Origin of the sequence: Stella humosa (genome assembly GCF_006738645.1) — a bacterium.
GTDB classification, from domain to species: domain Bacteria; phylum Pseudomonadota; class Alphaproteobacteria; order ATCC43930; family Allostellaceae; genus Allostella; species Allostella humosa.
On record NZ_AP019700.1, the window covers coordinates 4,551,870 to 4,571,990 of the forward strand.

Here is a 20,121-nt window from a genome sequence, read left to right on the forward strand (position 1 = left end):
CCTACCCCCGCTCCTGCGGGCCGGGCGCCGGCTTCTCCGCCAACGGGTTGCGCCCCTCCAGCCTGTCCCGGTAGAGCGTCGCCTGCACCAGCAGCAGCAGCGTGACCGGCGTGGTGACGGTCACGAATATGCCGATCAGGATCTCGTGCACCACCGGGCGGGTCTGGCTCAGCGAGAAATAGAGGATCGACGCGCTCAGGATGCTGGCCATCCCGAGCGTGGCACCCAGGGTCGGCGCATGCACGCGGTCGTAGAAGCTCTTCAGCCGCAGCAGGCCGAGCGAGCCGATGAGGGCCAGGCTGGAGCCGATCAGGACCAGCGCTGCCACCAGGAGTGCGGCCCAGGCGGGAATGTCGTGCAGCGCCGTCACTCGATCACCTCGCCCCGCATCAGGAACTTCGCCAGCGCCACGGTGGCGACGAAGCCGAGCAGGCCGATCACCAGGGCCGCCTCGAAATAGAGCGTGGTGCCGGAACCGATGCCGAAGACCAGCAGCAACAGCATGGAATTGACGTAGAGCGCGTCCATCGCCAGGACGCGGTCCTGCGCGCGCGGGCCGCGCAGGATGCGGAAGGCAGCGGCCGCCATCGCCAGCGCCAGGAAGAGCTGGCCCACGGCCAGCGCGAAAAGCAGGACCGATCCGCTCATTCGAAAATCTCCATCAGCAGCCGCTCGTAGCGCCGTTCGATGATGGCCTCCCAGTCGTCGCTGTCGACGAGGTCGAGCACATGGATCACGAGCGTGCCCGCGGCCGGGTCATAGCTGACCCAGCAGGTGCCGGGCGCGGCGGTGAGCATGCAGGCCAGGGCGGCCAGCCCGTAGGGCGAGCGCATCCGCAGCCGGATGCGCGCGAAGCCGGAGGTCTGGCGCCGGTCGTTCTGCAGGATGACGCGGGCCACGTTGATGTTCGAGCGCACCACGTCGACGACGAAGATGCCGATCAGCCGTACGATCGCCCATGGCCGGCCGATGCGCATGGCCGGCGTGTCGAGCCGTGTCATCAGGTGCGGCCCGATCACGCCCAGCACCGCCCCCAGCAGCAGATGCCCGGGCGACACGCTCTGGTTCAGCAGCAGCCACAGCGCCATCAGCAGCAACGACGCCAGCGGCGACGGCAGCCACCGGGTCATGGGCCGACCCCGCCCCGGCCAGGCGCCGCCGGCGACAGGACGGTGCCGACATAGGGGCCCGATCCGTGCAGCCCGGCCGCCGTCGCCTGCATGAAGCGCATCGCCGGCCCGGCCTGGAGCGTGAGGGCGACGCACAGGAACAGCAGTGCTGCCACCGGTGCCAGCTCGATCACCCGGACGCGCGGCACGTCGCGCTCGATCACGGCCCAGAAGGAGCGGATGCCCGCGCGCACCATGGCGAGCAGCGTGACGAAGCCCGACACCAGCAGGACGGCCGTGAGGATCCAGGCCTCGAGCGAGACGGGAACCCCGCTCTGCACCCGGCCCCAGTCCAGCAACGCGGCCAGGATCGCGAACTTCGCCACGAAGCCCGACAGCGGCGGCAGGCCGGACACCAGGATCGCGCAGGCGATGAAGGCGATGCCCAGCACCGCCAGTATCGCCGGCACGGCGACACCGGCCTCGCCCTCCTCGCCCGGCTTCTCCTCGCCATCCAGGCCGTAGGCCTCCAGCGTCACGGCGATGAGGTCGTCGGCCGGCGTGCGCCCGCGCTCGGCCAGCTCGATCAGCAGGAAGAAGGCGCCGGTCGCCAACGTCGAGCTGGCGAGATAGTAGAGGGACGGCCCCACCGTTCCCGGATGGTCGGCCCCCAGCACCGCCAGCAACGTGCCCGAAGAGACCAGCACGCTGAAGCCGGCGAGCTTGGCCAGATCCTGCGAGGCGAGCATCCCGACCATCCCGAAGAGCACCGTCGCGATGCCGCCGACGAGGAGCCAGTACTGCCCGAAGAGGGCCAGCTCGCCGCTTTCCGGGTCGGTCAGCAGGAAGCCCAGGCGGAGCACGACGTAGATCCCGATCTTGGTCATGATCGAGAACAGGGCAGCCACCGGCGCCCCCGCCGCGGCGTAGGTGCCGGGCAGCCAGAATCCCAGCGGCCACATCGCCGCCTTCACGAGAAAGGCGACGCCCAGGATGCTGGCGCCGATCTCGAACAGGGCGCGCTCGCGAACGGCCAAGCCGGGGATACGGGCAGCGAGGTCGGCCATGTTGAGCGTGCCCGCGGCGCCATAGATCAAACTGACGCCGATCAGGAAGACGAGTGCCGCCACCAGGTTGATGGCGATGTAGTGCAACCCCGCCCGGACGCGGGCATAGCCCGAGCCGTGCAGCGCCAGCCCGTAGGAGGCCGCGAGCAGGACCTCGAAGAAGACGAACAGATTGAACAGGTCGCCGGTCAGGAATGCGCCGTTCAGCCCCATCAGCAGGAACTGGAACAGGGGATGGAAGAAGCTGCCGGCCCCGTGCCAGCGCGCGAGCGAGAAGACGAGCGTGGCACAGCCCAGGATCGCGGTCAGCAGCAGCATCAGGCTGGAAAGCCGATCGGCCACCAGCACGATGCCGAACTGCACCGGCCAGTCGCCCAGCCGATAGACCCGGACGGCGGCGGCGGCGGTTTCCGCGTCCGCGCTGGTCGCCACCAGGCGGACGGCGATGGCCAGCAGGCCGAACGTCGACAGGATGCTGAGAAGAGCCGCCGCATTGCGGTTGCGCCCGTCGAACAGCAGCATCAGGCCGCCGGCGACCAGCGGCAGGATGATGGGTGCGACGACGATGTGATCGGCCAGCGTCATCATTCGCCCTTCGGCCCGTCGACATGGTCGCTTCGCGTCAGGCCGCGCGAGGCGAGCAGGACGACGAGGAAGAGCGCGGTCATGGCGAAGCTGATGACGATGGCGGTCAGCACCAGCGCCTGGGTCAGCGGATCGGCATAGCCCGCGATGTCGCCGCCGGGGGCGAGGACGGGCGGGGCGCCGACCCTGAGCCGCCCCATGCCGAAGATGAAGAGATTGACGGCGTAGGACAGCAGCGAGAGACCGAGGATCACCTGGAAGGTGCGGGGCCGCAGCAGCAGCCAGATCCCCGATCCGGCCAGCACGCCGATGGCCAGCGAGACGACCAGTTCCATCAGTCGCGCCCTTCGCCGGCGCCGCCGTCGCCCGCTTGCGCGGCGGCGGCGCGATGGACCCGGAGCGACTGGTGGGCGAGCGCGATCAGAATCAGCACGGTGGCGCCGAGGACCAGCGAGAACACCCCGAAGTCGAACAGCAGCGCGCTGGCCAGCGGAACCTGTCCCAGCCAGGGAATGTCGGCATAGGCGAATGCCGTCGTCAGGAACGGTCGCCCGAACCCCCATGCGCCGGCACCGGTGGCGGCCGCGGCCAGCAGGCCGATGCCGATCCAGCGCACGGGCAGGACCCGCAGCCGGTCCTCCACCCAGCGGACCCCGCCCGCCATGTACTGCAGGATGTAGGCGATGGCGAAGGTGAGCCCGGCCACGAAGCCGCCACCCGGCAGGTCATGACCGCGCAGGAAGAGGAACATCGCCATCATCGCGATCACCGGAAACAGCAGGCGCATGATCAGGCCGGGCACCAGCATGTAGTGGGCGGAGATCGGCTCCCCGCCGCCATTCTCGTAGCGGTCGACGTCGAAACGGTTCTGGAATCGCTTCTGCGCCGGCAGGTCGATGCTGTCGCGGGCGGGCCGGAACCGGCGCAGCAGCGCATAAACCGTGATCGCCACCACGCCCAGGACGGTGATCTCGCCCAGCGTGTCGAAGCCGCGGAAATCGACCAGGATGACGTTGACGACGTTGCGTCCGCCACCTTCGGTATAGGCGCGCTCCAGGAAGTTGCCGGAGATGCTGCCGGTCAGCGGCCAGATCATCACCATGTAGGACAGTGCGGCCAGGCCGGCACCGCCCGCGACGGCGATGACGAGGTCGCGGGCCCGCCGCAGCCGCGCATAGACCGTCAACCCGGGCAGGATGCCCTCGATGCGGATGGGCAACCAGCGCAGGCCGAGCAGCAGCAGCACCGTCGTCACGATCTCGACCAGGAGCTGGGTGAGGGCCAGGTCGGGTGCCGAGAACCAGGCGAAGGTGAGGCAGGTCGCCAAGCCAGTGCCACCCGCCAGGATGATCGCGGCCAGGCGATGGTACTTGGCCAGGTAGGCGGTCCCCAGCGCACACGCCCCCCCGATGACCCAGACCAGCGCGAAGCCGGCGTCGATGCCCTGCGGCCAGGCGAGATCCAGCGGCACGGGTCGGACCGCCAGCGACCACAGCGCCGCCGCGATCGCCACGACGATGAGGAGGCGCATCTGCGGCTGCAGCCGGACCGTGCTGATCGCGTGCTCGAGGTCCCTTGCCCAGCGCCACGACAGGACGACGATGGCGCGCTCGAAGATGCGCTTGCCCGTCAGGTTGCGCAGGCCGGGCGCGCCGTCGATGTTGCCGGACAGGTAGCGCAGCATCGACAGGTAGAGGACGATGCCGCCGCCGAGCGCCACGAAGCTCATGAAGAGGGCCGGCGTGAAGCCGTGCCAGACGGCCAGGCTGTATTCCGGCGTCTGCGCGCCCAGGACCGGCTCCACGGCCATGGCGAGGAAGCCGCCGACCGTATGGGTCGGCACGATCCCGACCAGCAGGCAGGTGAGGACCAGGGCCGCCACCGGCAGCAGCATCCAGCGGACCGGGTCGTGCGGCTGGCGTGGCAGGTCGGTCGCGCGCGGGCCGAAGAAGACCTGATGGATGAGGCGCAGCGAGTAGGCGACGCTGAACATGCCGGCCACGGTCGCGATGTAGGGCAGCGCGTGGTCGAGGGCCGTGTCGACATGGTCCTCGATCGTCTCGGTGAAGAACATCTCCTTCGACAGGAAGCCGTTCAGCAGCGGTACGCCCGCCATCGACGCGGCCGCGACCATCGCCAGCGCCGCGGTGATCGGCATGGCGCGATAGAGGCCGCCCAGCCGTCGCACGTCGCGCGTGCCGGCCTCATGGTCGATGATGCCGGCCGCCATGAAGAGCGACGCCTTGAACGTCGCATGGTTCATGATGTGGAAGATCGCGGCCACCGCCGCCAGCGGGCTGCCGAGGCCCAGCAGCAGCGTGATAAGCCCCAGATGGCTGATGGTCGAATAGGCCAGCAGCCCCTTCAGGTCCTGCTGGAACATCGCCAGGAAGGCACCGACCAGCAGCGTCGTGACGCCGACCGGCGCCAGGACCCAGAACCAGTATTCATGCCCCGCCATCGCCGGCCAGAGCCGCGCCAGCAGGAAGACCCCGGCCTTCACCAGGGTGGCCGAGTGCAGGTAGGCCGAAACCGGCGTCGGCGCGGCCATGGCGCGCGGCAGCCAGAAATGGAAGGGGAACTGCGCGCTCTTGGTCAGCGCGCCGATCGCCACCAGGACCAGGGCGGCCGGGTAGTAGGAATGGCCGACGATCCGGGGGCCGGACGCCAGCACCACGTCGAGATCGTAGCTGCCGACGATGTGGCCCAGCACCAACATGCCGGCTAGCAGGCAGAGCCCGCCCGCCGCAGTCACCGTGAGCGCGATCCGCGCGCCCTCGCGCGCGCGCTGGTTATGGTGCCAGTAGCCGATCAGCAGGAACGAGAAGAGGCTCGTCAGTTCCCAGAAGAAGACGATCTGGATGAGGTTGCCCGACAGCACGATGCCCAGCATCGCGCCCATGAAGGCGAGCAGGAACGAGAAGAACCGCGGCACCGGGTCGGTCGGCGACATGTAGTAGCGCGCATAGAGGACGACGAGCGCCCCGATGCTGGACAGCAGGACGACGAAGCTCCAGGCCAGGCCATCGAGCCGCAGGACGAAATTGAGCCCGAATTCCGGCAGCCACTCGAGTTCCGCGCGAATGGCCTTATGGTCGGCAACCGCTGGCTGAAGAAATGCCGCAATGCCGAGAATGCTCAGTGCAATACCGCCGGCTAGCCAAGCTTCGGCGTTGCGGGCGTTGGTGGGTAGGAAAGCGGCAATAAAGCTGCCAATGAAGGGTAAGATGATAATGCAAGTGAGGAACAGGACATCGACGGACATAACCGATAAGAGAACCTTTCGACCGAATTATCGCATTCTAGCCTTACGCAGTGTCTCCTATTATGGTTGAATTCCTGGGCAAAAAGCAATGGGCACGGCCTCCCTCGCGGGAAGCCGTGCCCATCGTTCTGGGCGGCGTGGCGGCCGCGGCCGCCCCGATCGACTATCGCGCCGGGCTGGCGTGGGTGGCCATCGTCCACTCGTCGGCGCGCGGCGTGTAGGCGATGCCCTTGCGGGTGGCGACCGCCGTCATCTGGGTGTGCAGCGCGATGATGGCGCCGTCTTCCACGGCCGCACGCATTGCCCCCTGCATCAGCGACAGGCGCTGGGCGGCATCCATGGTCGTGGTCGCCGTCTCGATCTTCTGGTCGACCTCGGCCGAGGCGTAGGCCCCGAAATTGTAGGCGCCGTAGCCGCGGGGCGCGTCGATCGAATGCAGCAGGCCGGTCAGCGCGCCCGACGAATCGCCGGTGGACGAGCTGCCCCAGCCGAGCAGCATCATCGGCAGCTCGGACTTGCCCGTGCGCACCTTGGTGAAGAAGACGTTCGAGGGATAGGTCTCGACCTTCATGGCGATGCCCGCCCGCGCCCACATCTGCGCCAGGGCCTGGCAGATGGCGGCATCGTTGACGTAGCGGTCGGTGGTGCAGGCGACCGTCATGCCGAAGCCGTCGGGCCAGCCTGCCTCGGCCAGCAGCGCCCGGGAGCGGGCGAGGTCGAAGGGCGGCACGGCGATCGCCGGGTCGTAGCCGAAGAAGCCCTGCGGCACGAGCTGGCCGGCGGGTGCGGCGAAACCCTCCATCACCCGGTCGACCAGGGCCGGCCGGTTGATCGCCAGCGACAGCGCGCGGCGCACGCGGGCATCGCGCAGCGGGTTGCGGTCCAGCGCCTCGCCCGCCTTGGTGGTCAGCCCGGCCATCGTGTCCGGCCCGACGTTCGGCACCAGATAGATCACCCGGTCGGACGCGCGGGTGAAGAGGGCCGAGCGGGCGTCCGACTTCAGTCGCGGCAGGTCGGCCGTCGGCACGTAGTCGATCATGTCGACATCGCCCGCCAGCAAGGCCGCCACCCGCGCGGCCGGGTTGGGGATGAAGCGGAAGGTCACCTTGTCCCAGGCCGGTGCGGGCCCGCGATAGTCGGCATAGCGCTCCAGCTCCAGCCGCTCGCCGCGGGCATAGCGCACGAAGCGGTAGGGGCCGGTGCCGATGGCAGCCTTGCCCGAGGCGAAGTCGGCCGGCGTCGCATCGGCGGCTGCCTTGTGCGAGACGATCGACATGATCGTGAACTGGCTGGGCAGGATCGGGTTCGGCTTGTCGGTGCGGAAGATCACCGTGTAGGGGTCGGGCGCCTCCGTCGAGACGACCGAGCGCAGCGCGCCGGTATAGGCGCTGGGGTTGTTCGCCAGCGCCGGTACCCGGCGGACGGTGAACTGCACGTCGGCGGCGGTGAATTCCTGCCCGTCATGGAAGCGCACGCCGCGCCGCAGCTTGAATTCCCAGGTCGTGTCGTCGAGCGCGCGCCAGCTTTCGGCCAGGCCGGGGATCGGCTGGGAATCCGAATCCCGCGCGACCAGCGGCTCGAACATGTGCTGGGCATAGGCCATGTTGGTCGAGAGATAGAGGAAGTGCGGGTCGATCGAGGGATCGAAGCGCGCCCCCACGGTAAGGTCGGCCGCCGCCGCCGGGCCGGCCAGGGCGGCCGCGATCGCGACCGCCGACAGAAACTTGCGCATCCCCTCAGACTCCCCTGTTCGCCGGCCGCCACACCTGGCGGGCCACCCGCATCCAATTGCCGCCCAGAATGCGGCGCACGTCGTCATCGCCATACCCGGCCGCCGACAAGGCATCGGTCAAAGGCGGCACCTGCTCGGGCTGAAAGAACTCCGGCACCCGGGCGCGGTCGTAGCCGCTGCTGGCCGGAAACCGCTGGGCGGTGCCGCGGATCAGCACGTTGGTCAGCGTTTCCGGATCGTAGACGAAGTCGAGCCCGAGGCCGACATGCTCCGGCCCGACCAGGTCGAGGCAGTAGCGCATGTGGCGCAGGAACAGCTCCACCGTCGGCGGCCCGCCCAGGAAGAGGTCGAGCCCGTTGATGCCGACCACGCCGCCCGACGCCGCGCATGCCCGGATCTGGTCGTCGCGGATGTTGCGCTCATGCTCGAACATCGCGCGCGGGTTGGAGTGCGAGAAGATGACGGGCGCGGTCGACGCCTCGATCGTGTCGAGCGAGCTGCGATATCCCACATGCGTCACGTCGACGATCATGCCGACGCGGTTCATCTCGGCCACCAGCGCCAGGCCGAAGCGGCTGAGGCCGGCATCGGTGCGCTCGTGGCAGCCGTCGGCCGCCAGGTTGCGCATGTTGTAGGCGAGCAGCATGTGGCGGATGCCGAGGTCGTAGAACAGTTCGACGTTCTCGAGCTTGCCGTCGAGCGGGTTGCAGCCCTGGAAATGAAAGGCGATGGCGAGCTTGCCCTCGGCCTTGGCGCGTTCGATGTCGGCCGCGGTGTCGACCAGCACGAAGCGGTCCGGCCGCTCCAGGAAGAAGCGCCGCTCCTTGGCGAGCGAGGCCATCGCCTCGGCGAAGGGCGTGCGGTCCTGGGCCACGGTCAGCGAGACCATGCCGTAGCCGCTGTCGATCAGGCGATCGAGGGTGCCCGGCTTCAGCTCCGCGCGCTGGGCGTAGTCGCCCCAGGGCATGGTCATGTCGACCACGATCGCATCGCGGTGCAGCGCCGACAGCGTCGGGGATGGTACTGAGGCAGACGCGATTGCGCTCATGGCCGCTCCTCGTTGTCGAGGAACCGTACAGTGCTGTATGGAAATTCGGCAAGGACGCTTTCGGGAGGGGAATCGCGCGATGTCGGACAGCTCCAAGGGGTCGCCCGCCTGGACCATCAGCCCGGCCGAATACCTGGCTGGCCGGGCGAAGACCGCGACCGGCGGGATCGAGCGGCGCTCGCTCTACGTCGCCGCGCGCGACGGGGTGCGGTTGGCGGTCGACATCCACCTGCCGGCCGGCGAGGCGGCGGTACCGCGGCCGACCATCGTGCTGTTCACCCCCTATTATCGCCGCTTCCGCCTGAACGAAGGCACGCCGGCCGCCGTCGAGGCCAGCCCCAGCTATGCCGTCTATCGCGATTTCTTCGTACCCTACGGCTATGCCGTAGCGATCGTGGACGTGCGCGGCACCGGCGCCTCGTTCGGCGCGCGCGAGGGCTTCCGTTCGCCGACCGAGCGGCTGGACTACTACGACGTGGTCGATTGGATCGCCCGCCAGCCCTGGAGCGACGGGCAGGTCGGCATCACCGGCATCTCCTATGTGGGTGCTGCGGCCGACTTCGCGGCATCGACCGGCCACCCGGCGATCAAGGCGGTGATGCCCACCTTCTCGGTCTGGGACACCTGGGGCGACATGTTCTACCCGGGCGGCCTGCTCTATATCGGCATGATCGGCGGCTATGGCCGCATGATCGAGGCGCTCGACCTCGATCGGCGCGACGTGCTGCAGGAGTTCCCCTATTTCGCCGGCCCGCACTATGCCGGCCCCGCCCCGGTCGACGACGATCCGGACGGCACCGACGTGGCCGCCGCGATTGCCGAGCACGCGGCCAATTTCGACACCACCGCCTTCGTGACGCAGTTGACGGCGCGCGACGCGGCCTTCGCCCACGACCCGGCCTTCAAGGCGACAACGGTGGCGCCGCGCACCTACCTGTCCGGCATCCGGCCGGAACTGCCGCATTACGGCGTGTCGGGCTGGATGGACGGGGCGGCCTACACCAACGGGGCGGCCGGGCGCTTCAACGCCCTGCCCAACCCCGAGAAGCGGCTGCTGTTCGGCCCGTGGGACCATGGCGCGCGGACCAATGTCAGCCCGGCACGCGTCGGCGCCCGCCCGCGCTTCGAGATGAATGCCGAGATGCTGCGCTTCTTCGACCAGCATCTGGCCGGCATCGACACCGGCCTGCCGGCCGAACGCCCCGTCCATTACTTCACGATGATCGAGGAGGCCTGGAAGGCGTCCGACACCTGGCCGCCGGCGGCATCGTCGCAGACCTGGCACCTGGCCGACGGCCAGGCGCTGGCCGTGGCCGCGCCCAACAGCGACGGCGCCGACCAGTACCGGACCGACCACGGCATCGGCACCGGCCGCAACACCCGCTACGAGCGCATCGCGGGCCAGCCGGTCGAGGAATACTATCCCGACTGGCACGGCCGCGACGGGCGCATGGCGGTGTGGACCAGCCCGGTGCTGGAGGCCGAAACCGAGGTGACCGGCCACGCGCTGGCCCGCCTGTGGATCGCGTCCGACGCCGAGGATGCCGGCATCATCCTTTATCTGGAGGATGTGGGACCGGACGGGCAGACCCGCTACGTCACCGAGGGGCGGCTGCGCGCGCTCTTCCGCAAGACGGCGCCCGCGCCCGCCGACTATCCCCATACCGGCCCCTGGCACCCGATGGGGGTGGCCGATGCCGAGCTGCTGACGCCGGGCGAGCCGACCCTGCTGGAGATCCCGCTGATGCCGACATCCTGGCTGTTCCGGGCGGGGCACCGCATCCGCCTGGCCCTGGCCGGCGCCGACCGCGATCACCTGGCCCGGCTGCCGTTCGGCAAGTCCCCCCTGCTGACCATCCTGCGCGGGCCGGACCGGCCGTCCGCCCTGACCTTGCCGGTGATGCCGCGCAGTTGATCCGGCATCTCGAAGCCCGTCAGCACCCGGTAGTAGAAGGGCAGCAGGTCGAGCCGGCGCTGGCGCGATTCGCGGATCGCCAGCGCGTAGTAGCCGACCTGGTGAAAGTAGGCGACGCGGGCACGCACGAAGGCATCTTCGCCGGCAAACCCGAGGTCGGCGAAGATCGCCGCCAGCAGGGCGATGCGCCGCTCGTCGATCCGGCCGACGGCGGTCGCCGCCGACGGGTCGTGGCGGGCCCAGTCGCGCACCGCCGAGTCGTAGGCCGGGCTGAAGGCGACCTCGTCGATCCACAGGCGGATCAGGGCGACCAGCTTGGCATGGCCGTCGCTGCCCGCCTGGGCCACCGCCTGCTCCATCGGCGCGGTGTTGGTCGCCTCCCAATGGGCCAGCAGGGCGGTCAGCAGTTCCGCCCGGTCGGCGAAATGCCAGTAGAAGCTGCCCCGGGTCACGCCAAGGTCGGCCGCCAGCCGGTCGACCTTGACCCCGGCGACCCGCCCGCCACCAAGGCATGGCGCGCCGCATCCACCCAGTCGCCGCGCGCCAGCGGCCCCGCCCGATCGGCCCCTTCCCGCGTTCCCGCCCTGCGGACCATCCTCGTTCCCTTCGCCACCCGGCTAGCCTAGAGTCCTGGACGAAAACGGAAACCCCCTTGCCCCGCCTCGCATACTCCGCCCTTTCCCTGCTCCGCCAGGGGCTTGCTCGCCATCGCGGCTGGCAGCCGGTCTGGCGCATGCCGGAACCCAAGCCGCGCTATGCCGCGATCGTGGTCGGCGGCGGCGGCCATGGGTTGGCGACCGCCTACTACCTGGCGCGCACCCACGGCATCACCGACGTGGCGGTGCTGGAGAAGGGCTGGCTCGGCGGCGGCAATACCGGCCGCAACACCACCGTGGTGCGTTCCAACTACTACTTCCCGGCGAGCGGCGCGCTCTATGACCTGGCACTGAAGCTGTACGAGGGCCTGTCGCGCGAGTTGGATTTCAACGTCATGCTATCGCAGCGCGGCATGCTGATGCTGGCCCACAGCCACCACGACATGGAGTTCGCGCGGCGCACGGCCAATGCGATCCGGCGCAACGGCATCGACTGTCAGTTGCTCGACCGTGCGGCCGTCGCGCGGCGTGTGCCGATCCTCGACATGTCCGGCGATGCCCGCTTCCCGGTCCTGGGCGGCTATCGCCAGGCGCGCGGCGGCGTCGCCCGGCACGATGCCGTCGCCTGGGGCTATGCCCGCGGCGCCGACCGGCTGGGCGTCGACATCATCCAGAACTGCGAGGTGGGCGGCTTCCTGACCGAGGGCGGCCGCATCGTCGGCGTCGAGACCTCGCGCGGGACGATCCGGGCGGACCGCGTCGGCCTGGCGGTCGCCGGCCATTCCGGCGTGCTGGCGGCCAAGGCGGGGTTCCGCCTGCCGATCACCAGCCACGCGCTGCAGGCCTTCGTGTCCGAGCCGGTGAAACCGATCATCGACGAGGTGGTGCTGTCGCCGGCCACCGGCGTCTATGTCAGCCAGTCCGACAAGGGCGAGCTGGTACTGGGCGGCGGGCTCGACCTGCACCCGTCCTATTCGCAGCGCGGCAACCTGCCGGTGGCCGAGAACGTGCTGTCGGGCCTGGTCGGCATGTTCCCCTGCTTTGCCAACCTGCGCCTGATGCGGAGCTGGGGCGGCATCGTCGACGTCGTCCAGGATTCGAGCCCGATCATCGGCCCGGCCCCGGTCGAGGGCCTCTATCTCAATTGCGGCTGGGGCACGGGCGGCTTCAAGGCGATCCCGGCCGGCGGCACGCTGCTGGCCCATGTCATGGCGACCGGCGAGCAGCACCCCATCGCCCGCCCCTTCGGATTGGAGCGGTTCGCCAGCGGGGCGCTGGTCGACGAGGCCGCGGCCTCCGGGATTCCCCACTGATGCTGCTGATCCCCTGCCCCTGGTGCGGCCCGCGCGACGAGGCGGAATTCCGCAGCGGCGGCGAAAGCCACATCGTCCGGCCCGACCCCGATACCGCCGACGATGCGACCTGGGCCGCCTATCTCTACGATCGCGACAATGTCCGCGGGCCCGGCTACGAGCGCTGGCTTCATCGCCACGGTTGCGGGCGCTGGTTCAACGTCGCCCGCGACACCGTCACGCATGAGATCCAGGCCGTCTATCGCATGACCGACCCAAAGCCGGTGGCCGGCGAATGAGCGGCCATCGCCTGCGCATCGGCGGCCGCATCGACCGCGACCGGCCGCTCGGCTTCCGCTTCGAGGGCCGCTCGCTGGTGGGGTTCGCTGGCGACACGCTCGCCTCGGCCCTGCTGGCGTCGGGCGTCTCGATCGTCGGCCGCAGCTTCAAGTATCACCGTCCGCGCGGCCTGTTCGCGGCCGGGCCGGAAGAACCCAATGCCATCATCCAGCTCGGTCCCCGGCCCGACCTGAAAGCGACCCAGGTGCTGCTGGAAGAAGGGCTGGAGGCCGGGCCGGTCAATTGCTGGCCGGGCAGCCGCTTCGATGCCGGCGCCGCGATCGGCCTGGCCAAGCGGTTCCTGCCGGCCGGCTTCTACTACAAGACCTTCAAGTGGCCGGACTGGAACTGGTGGGAGCCGCTGATCCGGCGCGCCGCCGGCCTGGGCCGGGTCGACCCGACGGCGAGCGCCCCCGAGGGCCAGCGCCGCAGCCTGCATTGCGACGTGCTGGTGATCGGCGCCGGGCCGGCCGGCATGGCGGCCGCACTCGCGGCCGGGGCCGCCGGCCTGCGGGTGGTGCTGGCCGAACAGGACCGGCTGCTGGGCGGCTCGCTGCTGGTCGACCGCGGCGAGATCGACGGCATGCCGTCCGACCAGTGGCTGGAACGGGCCGAGGCGACGCTGGCCGCCCGGCGCGAGACCACCATCCTGCGGCGGACCACCGTCCTCGGCTGCTACGACCACGGGCTGGTCGCCGCCGTGGAGCGCGAGCGCATCGTCTGGAAGATCCGCGCCGCCCGGGTCGTCGTCGCGACGGGCGCCATCGAACGCCCCATCGCCTTCCAGGACGACGACCGGCCCGGCGTGATGCTGGCGGGTGCCGTACGCGCCTACCTGAACCGCTGGGCGGCTGCCGCCGGCCGCCGCCTGGTCCTCTTCACCAACAATGACGAGGCCTATCGCACCGCCATCGACTGGCGGCAGGCGGGGCTGGACGTGGCGGCCATCGTCGATGCCCGGCGCAGCACCGAGGGCGCGCTGCCGGATGCCGCGCGTGCGGCTGGAATCAGGATCGTCACGAACGCGACGCTGGATCGCGCGCTGGGCCGTGGCCGGGTGCGCGGCGTCGTCCTGCGCGACGGCACCGGCAAGACCAGCCACATCGACTGCGACACCGTCGCCGTGTCGGGCGGGCGCGACCCCGCCGTAGCCCTTTTCGTGCAGGCCGGCGGCAAGCTCGCCTGGCAGGACCAGATCGCGGCCTTCGTGCCGGGCGACGGCGGCTACACCACGCCTGTCGGGGCGGCAGCCGGCCTGTTCGGCCTGGGCAGCGCGCTGGCCCACGGCCATGCCGCGGGCCTGGCCGGCCAGACGGTCCCCGACATCCTGCCGCCCGCGGCAGAGGATGCCGCGCAGGGCACCATCCTGGCCTTGTGGCATGCCGGTGGCGACCCGGCGCGGAGCTGGGTCGACCGGGCGAGCGACGTCACCGTCGCCGATGTCGGCATGGCCGCCGGCGAGGGCTATGTCTCGGTCGAGCACTACAAGCGCTACACCACCAGCGGCATGTCGCCCGACCAGGGCAAGTCGAGCGGGGTGCTGGCCCTGTCGCTGCTGGGCCGCGCGACGGGCCGCGTGCAGGCCGATGTCGGCACCACCCGCTTCCGCCCGCCCTGGGACCCGGTGCCGATCTCGGCCCTGGTCGGCGCCGACCGCGGCCAGCGGCTGCGCCCGGTGCTGCACCTGGCCGCCCACGACCGCCACGCCGCGCTCGGCGCCGCGTTCGAGGAATATGGCGGCTGGATGCGGCCCGCCTGCTATCCCGCCCCAGGCGAAGGGCGCGAGGCCGCGATCCGGCGCGAGGCCGCCGCCGTGCGCGCCGGCGTCGGGCTGTTCGACGCCTCGCCGCTCGGCAAGATCGACGTGCGCGGGCCCGATGCCGGCCGCTTCCTCGACCGCATGTACATTCACCGCCTGTCCACCCTGAAGCCGGGCCGCCTGCGCTACACGCTGGCCGCCAACGAGGCCGGCATCGTCCAGGACGACGGCGTCGTCGCCCGCCTCGGCCCGGACCGCTTCCTGGTCGGCACCACCAGCGGCGGTGCCGTACGCATGGCCGAGGCGTTCGAGGAATGGCTGCAATGCGAATGGGTCGACCTGGAGGTCTTCGTGACCCCGGTCACCCAGCAATGGGGCGTGGTCAACCTGGCCGGGCCGCAGGCCCGCGCACTGCTGGCCGCGGCCGGCACCGACATCGAGCTGGAGACCGCCGCCTTCCCGCACATGACCTTCCGCGAGGGGCTGGTCGCCGGCATCTCGGCCCGCGTCTCGCGCGTCAGCTTCACGGGCGAGCTGTCCTACGAGGTGGCGGTGCCGGCGGGCCGCACGGCCGAGCTGTGGGATGCCCTGACCGCCGCGGCCGGCCCCGCCGGCATCGCCCCGCCGGTGCCGTTCGGCATCGAGGCGCTGATGGTCCTGCGCATCGAGAAGGGCTACCTGCATGTCGGCGCCGACACCGACGGGACGACCTATCCGGCCGACTGCGGCTTCGGCGATGTCGTGGCCAAGCGCACCGACGACTTCGTCGGGCGGCGGTCGATGCGCCGGCCCGATGCCGTGCGCGACGGTCGCCTGCAGCTGGTGGGCCTGCTGCCGGAGGCCGCCGACGCCAAGCTGGCGGCCGGCGCCCACATCGTCGCCGCCGACGAGGGCAGCGACGGCCATGTCTCGTCGGCCTGCTGGAGCCCGGCGCTGGGCCGGTCGGTCGGGCTGGCGATGATCCGCAACGGCCGCGCGCGGCTGGACGAGACGGTGACGGTGGACGATCTGGGCCGGCGGCTGCGAGCGCGCATCGTCCGCCCGGTCTTCGTCGACCCGGACGGGACGCGCCTGAAATGAGCATCCGCATCGAGGCACGCGACCTGCGCATCGCCGAGGCGCCCGCCTGCCGCCGGCTGCTGCTGCGCGCACGCGCCGACGACGCCGTCTTCGCCGACGAAGTGCGCTGGGTCTTCGGCATCCGCCCGCCGGCCCTGCCCTGTACGGCAACCGAGAACGAGCATGCCCGCTGCCTTTGGCTCGACCCCACCTGCTGGCTGGTCGAATCGGGCGACCGCGAGGCCGAGCTGGCGTTCCAGCGCCTGGCGCCGATCGAGGTCACCGACGCCCGCCTGGTCCTGACCGTCGAGGGCCGCCGCGCCCGCGACCTGCTGGCGGTCGGCACCGGCATCGACCTGCATCCCGCCGCCTTCCCGCCTGGGCGGGTGGTGCGCACCCTGTTCGGGCGGCTGGGGGCTACGCTATATCTGGCCGACGCTGCCCCGTTGCTGGTCGCGCCGCTGTTCCACCTGCACGTGGACCGCGCCGCCGAGCGCTGGCTGGCCGACTGGCTGGCAGCGGCGGTGCGGGGATTGGACCTGTAGCATACGGGCGCGATGATCTTCGACGAAGTCGCCTATCTCCAGACGCTGTCGCATATCGGGCCCGCATGGCGGCCAACGGCCCTGCCCCATGCGGTCCTGCTGCGCGACATCCCCGGCACCGCCCTGCGGGACGTGCTGGGGCCGTGGCCCTACGCCACCGCCCCCGACCCCGCGGGCCTGCCGGCAGCCCTGGCGGAAATGCGGGCGGCGGGCGTCGTCAGCTTCACCGGGATGGTCCGGCCGGGTGCCGGGACGGACCCCGCCGACTATGCCGGCGAGGGCACGCGGATGGCCCTGCTGAAGCCGCATTTCGTGATCGATCCGGCCGCCGGCCCGCCCGCGCCCAGCGCCCGCACCCGGCGCAACGTGGCGCTCGGCGCGCGGCACTGGTCGATCGACGAGGCGCCCGACCGGGCCGAAGCGGCAGGGACGGCCGACCGGCTGCATCGGGCGCTCCAGGCGCGGCGACGGATGAGTGCCATGACGCGCATGCCGCCCGGCCATTTCGCGGCCCTGCTGGCGATCCCCGGCATCCACGCCCTCGTGGCCCGCGCCGGCACGGCCATCGGCGCCATGATCATCGCCGCGCGCGAGGCCGAGGAGACGCACCTGCTGCATTTCCTGGTCGACGAAGACGCCATCGCCACCTGCCCGTCCTATGCGCTGATGGCCCATATCGGCGAATCCTGGCGCCATCGCGGCCCGGTCTACATGGGCGGCACGCCGGACGGGCCGGACGGGCCCGGCGTCGCGCGCTTCAAGGCGCGCTGGGCAAGCGGCACCCGACCGACCTTCCTGCTGACCGCCATCGTCCAGGACGATATCTACCGCCGGCTGGCAGGCGACGACGGGGACAGCGGCTATTTCCCCGCCTATCGCCGCCCCGGCGCCACCATCGGGGCGCCACCGCCATGAGCCAACTGGAGCTTCTGCTCGACCGGCCGGGCGACGGCACGCCCGAGCTGTCGGTCCTGATGCCGGTGCGCAACACCGAGTCGCTGGTGGGCGCGGCGGTGTCGTCCGTCCTCGACCAGCAGGGCTGTATCGCCGAGATCCTGATATCGGACGATTGCTCGACCGACGGCACGCCCGAGGCGGTGCGTCGCACGGTCGAGGGCTGGCGCGGCCGCCACCATGTCCGCGTCCTGCGCAGCCGCGAGCGGCTGGCGATCGACCATCTGGGCGCGCTGGTCGACGCCTCCACCACCGGCTTCCTGGTCCAGGCCCATGGCGACGACGTCTCGCGGCAGGGGCGGCTGGCCACCCTGCTCGCCATCCACCGCGATACCGGGGCCTCGCTGGTCACCAGCAACGTCACCTGGCGAACGCCCGATCGCACCTTCGACGAGCCCGCGCCGGCCGGAGTGGCGGAGGGCTGGATCGCCCGGGCGCAGGTCCTGACGCCGCAGTCGAACCTCATCTGGGGCGCCCGTCTCGGCCTCGACCGACGCATCTTCACGCACTTTCCCCGCCTCGATTCGGCCCATCTGCCGATCGGCCATGACGGCTTGCAGTCCCTGCGCGCGCTGCTGCTTGGCGGCGCCTGGTACTGCCCCCGGCGGCTGCTGATCTGCGGCCGGCACGAGAACCAGTGGTCGCGCCGGCTGTGGGACAACAGCCTGCCCGCGGCCCGGCAGTTCGGCTACTCGCTGAACCGATTGGGGATCATGCGCGCCATGCTGCGCGACATCGAGTACGCCCAGGCCCAGGCGGTCATCCCGGCCGCGCGGCTGACCGAGGTGCGCGGCCCGGTGCGCCGGGTCCTGTTCCTGCTGCTCGATGAACTGATGGATGCCCGCGACCGACTGCGCCGGGCCGGCCGCGATCCGGTGTGGGTGACGGAAGCCGAACTGGCCGATGCCAACCGGGCCGAGCGTTAGCCCCACCGCGCCAGGCGCCAACGTGCGCGCCTGGGCGAAGCGCGGAAGCAGGGCGATTGACTCCCGCCGCATCCTGACTATAGTGCCGCGCTTCCGGGCGGTCCGCAGGGGTCGCCCGCAATCATTGTCGAGACGAGCCTAACTGGCCATGTACGCAGTCATCCGAACCGGCGGCAAGCAATACAAAGTCGCCAAGGACGACGTTATCGTCGTCGAGAAGCTCGAAGCCGAACCCGGCTCCGCGATCACGATCGGCGACGTGCTGATGGTCGGCGGCGAGGCTGGCGTCACCGTCGGCAGCCCGCTGGTTGCCGGTGCCGCCGTCACGGCTGAGGTCGTGAGCCAGGGCAAGGGCGAGAAAGTCATCATCTTCAAGAAGAAGCGGCGCCAGAATTATCGCCGCAAGCGTGGGCATCGCCAGATGCACACGGTCTTGAAGATCACCGGCATCGCCGCCTGACGGAGTAGTCACGATGGCACACAAGAAAGCAGGCGGTAGCTCCCGCAACGGCCGCGATTCCGCCGGCCGACGCCTTGGCGTGAAGCGTTTCGGCGGCCAGCATGTGCTGGCCGGCAACATCCTGGTCCGCCAGCGCGGGACGAAGTTCCACGCCGGCGAGCATGTCGGGATGGGCCGCGACCACACGCTGTTCGCCCTGACGGACGGCCATGTCGCGTTCGGCATCCATCACGGCAAGACCCTGATCTCGGTGGTCCCGGTCGCGATCGAGGCGATGCCGGCCGAGTAACGGCCAACCCACCGGCCCGGAAAAAGAGGGGGGAACGGCTGGTCCGTTCCCCCCTTTTTCTTTGCTCTCTGCCTCTGTCGGTCGAGGTGGCCCGCAAGCGGAGTACGAACGATGAAATTCCTCGACGAGTGCAAGATCTACCTCAAGAGCGGTGACGGCGGCCGCGGTGCGGCCAGTTTCCGGCGCGAGAAGTTCATCGAGTTCGGCGGACCGGACGGCGGCGACGGCGGCCGTGGCGGCGACGTGGTGGTGGAGGTGGTGGCCAACCTCAACACCCTCATCGACTATCGCTACCAACAGCATTTCCGCGCCCAGAACGGCCGCGGCGGCGCCGGCGCCAACCGCACGGGTGCCGCCGGCATCACGACCGTCCTGAAGGTGCCGGCCGGGACCCAGATCATCGACGAGGACAAGGAAACCGTCCTGCACGACCTGGTCGAGGTCGGCCAGCGCATCGTGCTGCTGCGAGGCGGCGACGGCGGCTTCGGCAACACCCACTACAAGTCGGCGACCAACCAGGCACCGCGCCGCGCCGGCCCCGGCTGGCCCGGCGAGGAGCGCTGGGTGTGGCTGCGCCTGAAGCTGATCGCCGATGTCGGCCTGGTCGGGCTGCCCAACGCCGGCAAGTCGACCTTCCTGGCCGCCGTCACCCAGGCCCGGCCGCGCATCGCCGACTATCCCTTCACGACGCTGAAGCCCCAACTGGGCGTCGCCCGCGTCGACGAGGAGGAGTTCGTCATCGCCGACCTGCCCGGCCTGATCGAGGGCGCGCACGAGGGCGTCGGGCTGGGCGACCGTTTCCTCGGCCATGTCGAGCGCTGCAGCGTGGTCCTGCACTTGATCGACGGGACGGCCGAGAACGTCGGCGCCGCCTATCGCACGATCCGCCGCGAGTTGAAGGAATATGGCCACGGGCTGGACGAGAAGCCCGAGATCATCGGCCTCAACAAGATCGACGCGCTGACGCCCGAGGAGATCAAGAAGAAGAAGCAGGCGCTGGCCCGCGTCGCCAAGCGCCAGCCGATGCTGCTCTCGGGCGTGGCCGGCACCGGCACGACCGAGATCCTGCGCGCCCTCCAGCTCGCCATCCGCGCCGCCAAGGGCGAGCCGGAAGCCGTGGTGCGCGAGCCACTGAAGCCGGCCGAGGAGGCACCCTGGGCCGGACCCCGCCTGTGAGTTCG

Annotated in this window: 19 protein-coding genes; 10 read left to right on the forward strand and 9 right to left on the reverse strand. The window is 70.5% G+C overall.

All coding sequences use genetic code 11. The features are described 5' to 3' along the window. Position 1 precedes the first annotated feature (1 nt). From mnhG to STVA_RS21345, 8 genes are all read right to left on the reverse strand, one after another. Entirely contained in the window at positions 2-370 is a 369-nt protein-coding gene (gene mnhG, locus STVA_RS21310) for a monovalent cation/H(+) antiporter subunit G (protein WP_123691879.1), read from the reverse strand. Next, entirely contained in the window at positions 367-648 is a 282-nt protein-coding gene (locus STVA_RS21315) for a K+/H+ antiporter subunit F (protein ID WP_123691881.1), read from the reverse strand. The genes mnhG and STVA_RS21315 overlap by 4 nt, the downstream gene beginning before the upstream one ends. Then, positions 645-1,130 (reverse strand): Na+/H+ antiporter subunit E, encoded by a 486-nt coding sequence (locus STVA_RS21320; RefSeq protein WP_123691883.1) that lies wholly within the window; start codon positions 1,128-1,130, stop codon positions 645-647. Before STVA_RS21320 ends, STVA_RS21315 begins: the two co-directional genes overlap by 4 nt. After that, a complete protein-coding gene (locus tag STVA_RS21325; RefSeq protein WP_197735700.1) occupies positions 1,127-2,761 on the reverse strand; it encodes a monovalent cation/H+ antiporter subunit D in 1,635 nt (544 codons plus the stop codon). Before STVA_RS21325 ends, STVA_RS21320 begins: the two co-directional genes overlap by 4 nt. Then, positions 2,761-3,096, reverse strand: coding sequence for a Na+/H+ antiporter subunit C (locus STVA_RS21330; protein WP_123691887.1), 336 nt, complete (start codon positions 3,094-3,096; stop codon positions 2,761-2,763). Before STVA_RS21330 ends, STVA_RS21325 begins: the two co-directional genes overlap by 1 nt. Next, positions 3,096-6,026: a monovalent cation/H+ antiporter subunit A gene (locus STVA_RS21335; protein ID WP_123691888.1), complete on the reverse strand. Its 2,931-nt coding sequence runs from the start codon at positions 6,024-6,026 to the stop codon at positions 3,096-3,098. Before STVA_RS21335 ends, STVA_RS21330 begins: the two co-directional genes overlap by 1 nt. Positions 6,027-6,189: 163 nt before the next feature. Next, the gene (locus STVA_RS21340) at positions 6,190-7,758 is read right to left on the reverse strand and encodes an ABC transporter substrate-binding protein (protein WP_170216560.1); all 1,569 of its coding nucleotides are present in this window, start codon (positions 7,756-7,758) and stop codon (positions 6,190-6,192) included. 4 nt (positions 7,759-7,762) lie between these two features. Further along, a complete protein-coding gene (locus STVA_RS21345) occupies positions 7,763-8,806 on the reverse strand; it encodes a dipeptidase (RefSeq protein ID WP_170216561.1) in 1,044 nt (347 codons plus the stop codon). A gap of 79 nt (positions 8,807-8,885) precedes the next feature. Here STVA_RS21345 and STVA_RS21350 point away from each other — a divergent pair, with 79 nt between their 5' ends. Beyond that, positions 8,886-10,721 carry a CocE/NonD family hydrolase gene (locus tag STVA_RS21350; RefSeq protein ID WP_123691892.1) on the forward strand — a complete coding sequence of 612 codons (1,836 nt, stop codon included), beginning with the start codon at positions 8,886-8,888 and terminating at the stop codon, positions 10,719-10,721. Here the strand turns inward: STVA_RS21350 and STVA_RS21355 are convergent. Then, positions 10,619-11,173, reverse strand: coding sequence for a TetR/AcrR family transcriptional regulator (locus tag STVA_RS21355; RefSeq protein WP_170221611.1), 555 nt, complete (start codon positions 11,171-11,173; stop codon positions 10,619-10,621). The genes STVA_RS21350 and STVA_RS21355 overlap by 103 nt on opposite strands. Positions 11,174-11,373: 200 nt before the next feature. On the opposite strand from STVA_RS21355, the gene STVA_RS21360 reads away from it, so the two are divergent. The 9 genes from STVA_RS21360 (at position 11,374) to obgE (ending at position 20,116) form a co-directional block, all read left to right on the forward strand. Next, complete coding sequence (locus tag STVA_RS21360; RefSeq protein ID WP_245978397.1) at positions 11,374-12,630, forward strand: sarcosine oxidase subunit beta family protein; 1,257 nt, start codon at positions 11,374-11,376, stop codon at positions 12,628-12,630. After that, positions 12,630-12,908 (forward strand): sarcosine oxidase subunit delta, encoded by a 279-nt coding sequence (locus STVA_RS21365; RefSeq protein ID WP_123691898.1) that lies wholly within the window; start codon positions 12,630-12,632, stop codon positions 12,906-12,908. Before STVA_RS21360 ends, STVA_RS21365 begins: the two co-directional genes overlap by 1 nt. Next, positions 12,905-15,787, forward strand: a complete 2,883-nt coding sequence (locus STVA_RS21370; RefSeq protein WP_123691900.1) for a 2Fe-2S iron-sulfur cluster-binding protein — start codon at positions 12,905-12,907, stop codon at positions 15,785-15,787. Before STVA_RS21365 ends, STVA_RS21370 begins: the two co-directional genes overlap by 4 nt. Next, positions 15,784-16,311 carry a sarcosine oxidase subunit gamma gene (locus STVA_RS21375; protein ID WP_123691902.1) on the forward strand — a complete coding sequence of 176 codons (528 nt, stop codon included), beginning with the start codon at positions 15,784-15,786 and terminating at the stop codon, positions 16,309-16,311. The genes STVA_RS21370 and STVA_RS21375 overlap by 4 nt, the downstream gene beginning before the upstream one ends. A 12-nt stretch (positions 16,312-16,323) precedes the next feature. Further along, the gene (locus STVA_RS27760; RefSeq protein WP_170216563.1) at positions 16,324-17,226 is read left to right on the forward strand and encodes a hypothetical protein; all 903 of its coding nucleotides are present in this window, start codon (positions 16,324-16,326) and stop codon (positions 17,224-17,226) included. Further along, entirely contained in the window at positions 17,223-18,191 is a 969-nt protein-coding gene (locus STVA_RS27765) for a glycosyltransferase family 2 protein (protein ID WP_170216564.1), read from the forward strand. Before STVA_RS27760 ends, STVA_RS27765 begins: the two co-directional genes overlap by 4 nt. A 148-nt stretch (positions 18,192-18,339) precedes the next feature. Beyond that, the gene (rplU, locus tag STVA_RS21385; protein ID WP_123691904.1) at positions 18,340-18,651 is read left to right on the forward strand and encodes a 50S ribosomal protein L21; all 312 of its coding nucleotides are present in this window, start codon (positions 18,340-18,342) and stop codon (positions 18,649-18,651) included. 13 nt (positions 18,652-18,664) lie between these two features. Beyond that, entirely contained in the window at positions 18,665-18,940 is a 276-nt protein-coding gene (gene rpmA / locus STVA_RS21390; RefSeq protein WP_123691906.1) for a 50S ribosomal protein L27, read from the forward strand. Positions 18,941-19,051: 111 nt separating this feature from the next. Further along, positions 19,052-20,116, forward strand: a complete 1,065-nt coding sequence (gene obgE / locus STVA_RS21395) for a GTPase ObgE (protein WP_123691908.1) — start codon at positions 19,052-19,054, stop codon at positions 20,114-20,116. Positions 20,117-20,121: the final 5 nt, after the last annotated feature.

Coding starts and splice junctions, on each gene's coding strand:
- STVA_RS21315 (WP_123691881.1), bottom strand. CDS start 648: ATGAGCGGATCGGTCCTGCTTTTCGCGCTGGCCGTGGGCCAGCTCTTC.
- STVA_RS21320 (WP_123691883.1), bottom strand. CDS start 1,130: ATGACCCGGTGGCTGCCGTCGCCGCTGGCGTCGTTGCTGCTGATGGCG.
- STVA_RS21325 (WP_197735700.1), bottom strand. CDS start 2,761: ATGACGCTGGCCGATCACATCGTCGTCGCACCCATCATCCTGCCGCTG.
- STVA_RS21330 (WP_123691887.1), bottom strand. CDS start 3,096: ATGGAACTGGTCGTCTCGCTGGCCATCGGCGTGCTGGCCGGATCGGGG.
- STVA_RS21335 (WP_123691888.1), bottom strand. CDS start 6,026: ATGTCCGTCGATGTCCTGTTCCTCACTTGCATTATCATCTTACCCTTC.
- STVA_RS21340 (WP_170216560.1), bottom strand. CDS start 7,758: ATGCGCAAGTTTCTGTCGGCGGTCGCGATCGCGGCCGCCCTGGCCGGC.
- STVA_RS21345 (WP_170216561.1), bottom strand. CDS start 8,806: ATGAGCGCAATCGCGTCTGCCTCAGTACCATCCCCGACGCTGTCGGCG.
- STVA_RS21350 (WP_123691892.1), top strand. CDS start 8,886: ATGTCGGACAGCTCCAAGGGGTCGCCCGCCTGGACCATCAGCCCGGCC.
- STVA_RS21365 (WP_123691898.1), top strand. CDS start 12,630: ATGCTGCTGATCCCCTGCCCCTGGTGCGGCCCGCGCGACGAGGCGGAA.
- STVA_RS21370 (WP_123691900.1), top strand. CDS start 12,905: ATGAGCGGCCATCGCCTGCGCATCGGCGGCCGCATCGACCGCGACCGG.
- STVA_RS21375 (WP_123691902.1), top strand. CDS start 15,784: ATGAGCATCCGCATCGAGGCACGCGACCTGCGCATCGCCGAGGCGCCC.
- STVA_RS27760 (WP_170216563.1), top strand. CDS start 16,324: ATGATCTTCGACGAAGTCGCCTATCTCCAGACGCTGTCGCATATCGGG.
- STVA_RS27765 (WP_170216564.1), top strand. CDS start 17,223: ATGAGCCAACTGGAGCTTCTGCTCGACCGGCCGGGCGACGGCACGCCC.
- rplU (WP_123691904.1), top strand. CDS start 18,340: ATGTACGCAGTCATCCGAACCGGCGGCAAGCAATACAAAGTCGCCAAG.
- rpmA (WP_123691906.1), top strand. CDS start 18,665: ATGGCACACAAGAAAGCAGGCGGTAGCTCCCGCAACGGCCGCGATTCC.
- obgE (WP_123691908.1), top strand. CDS start 19,052: ATGAAATTCCTCGACGAGTGCAAGATCTACCTCAAGAGCGGTGACGGC.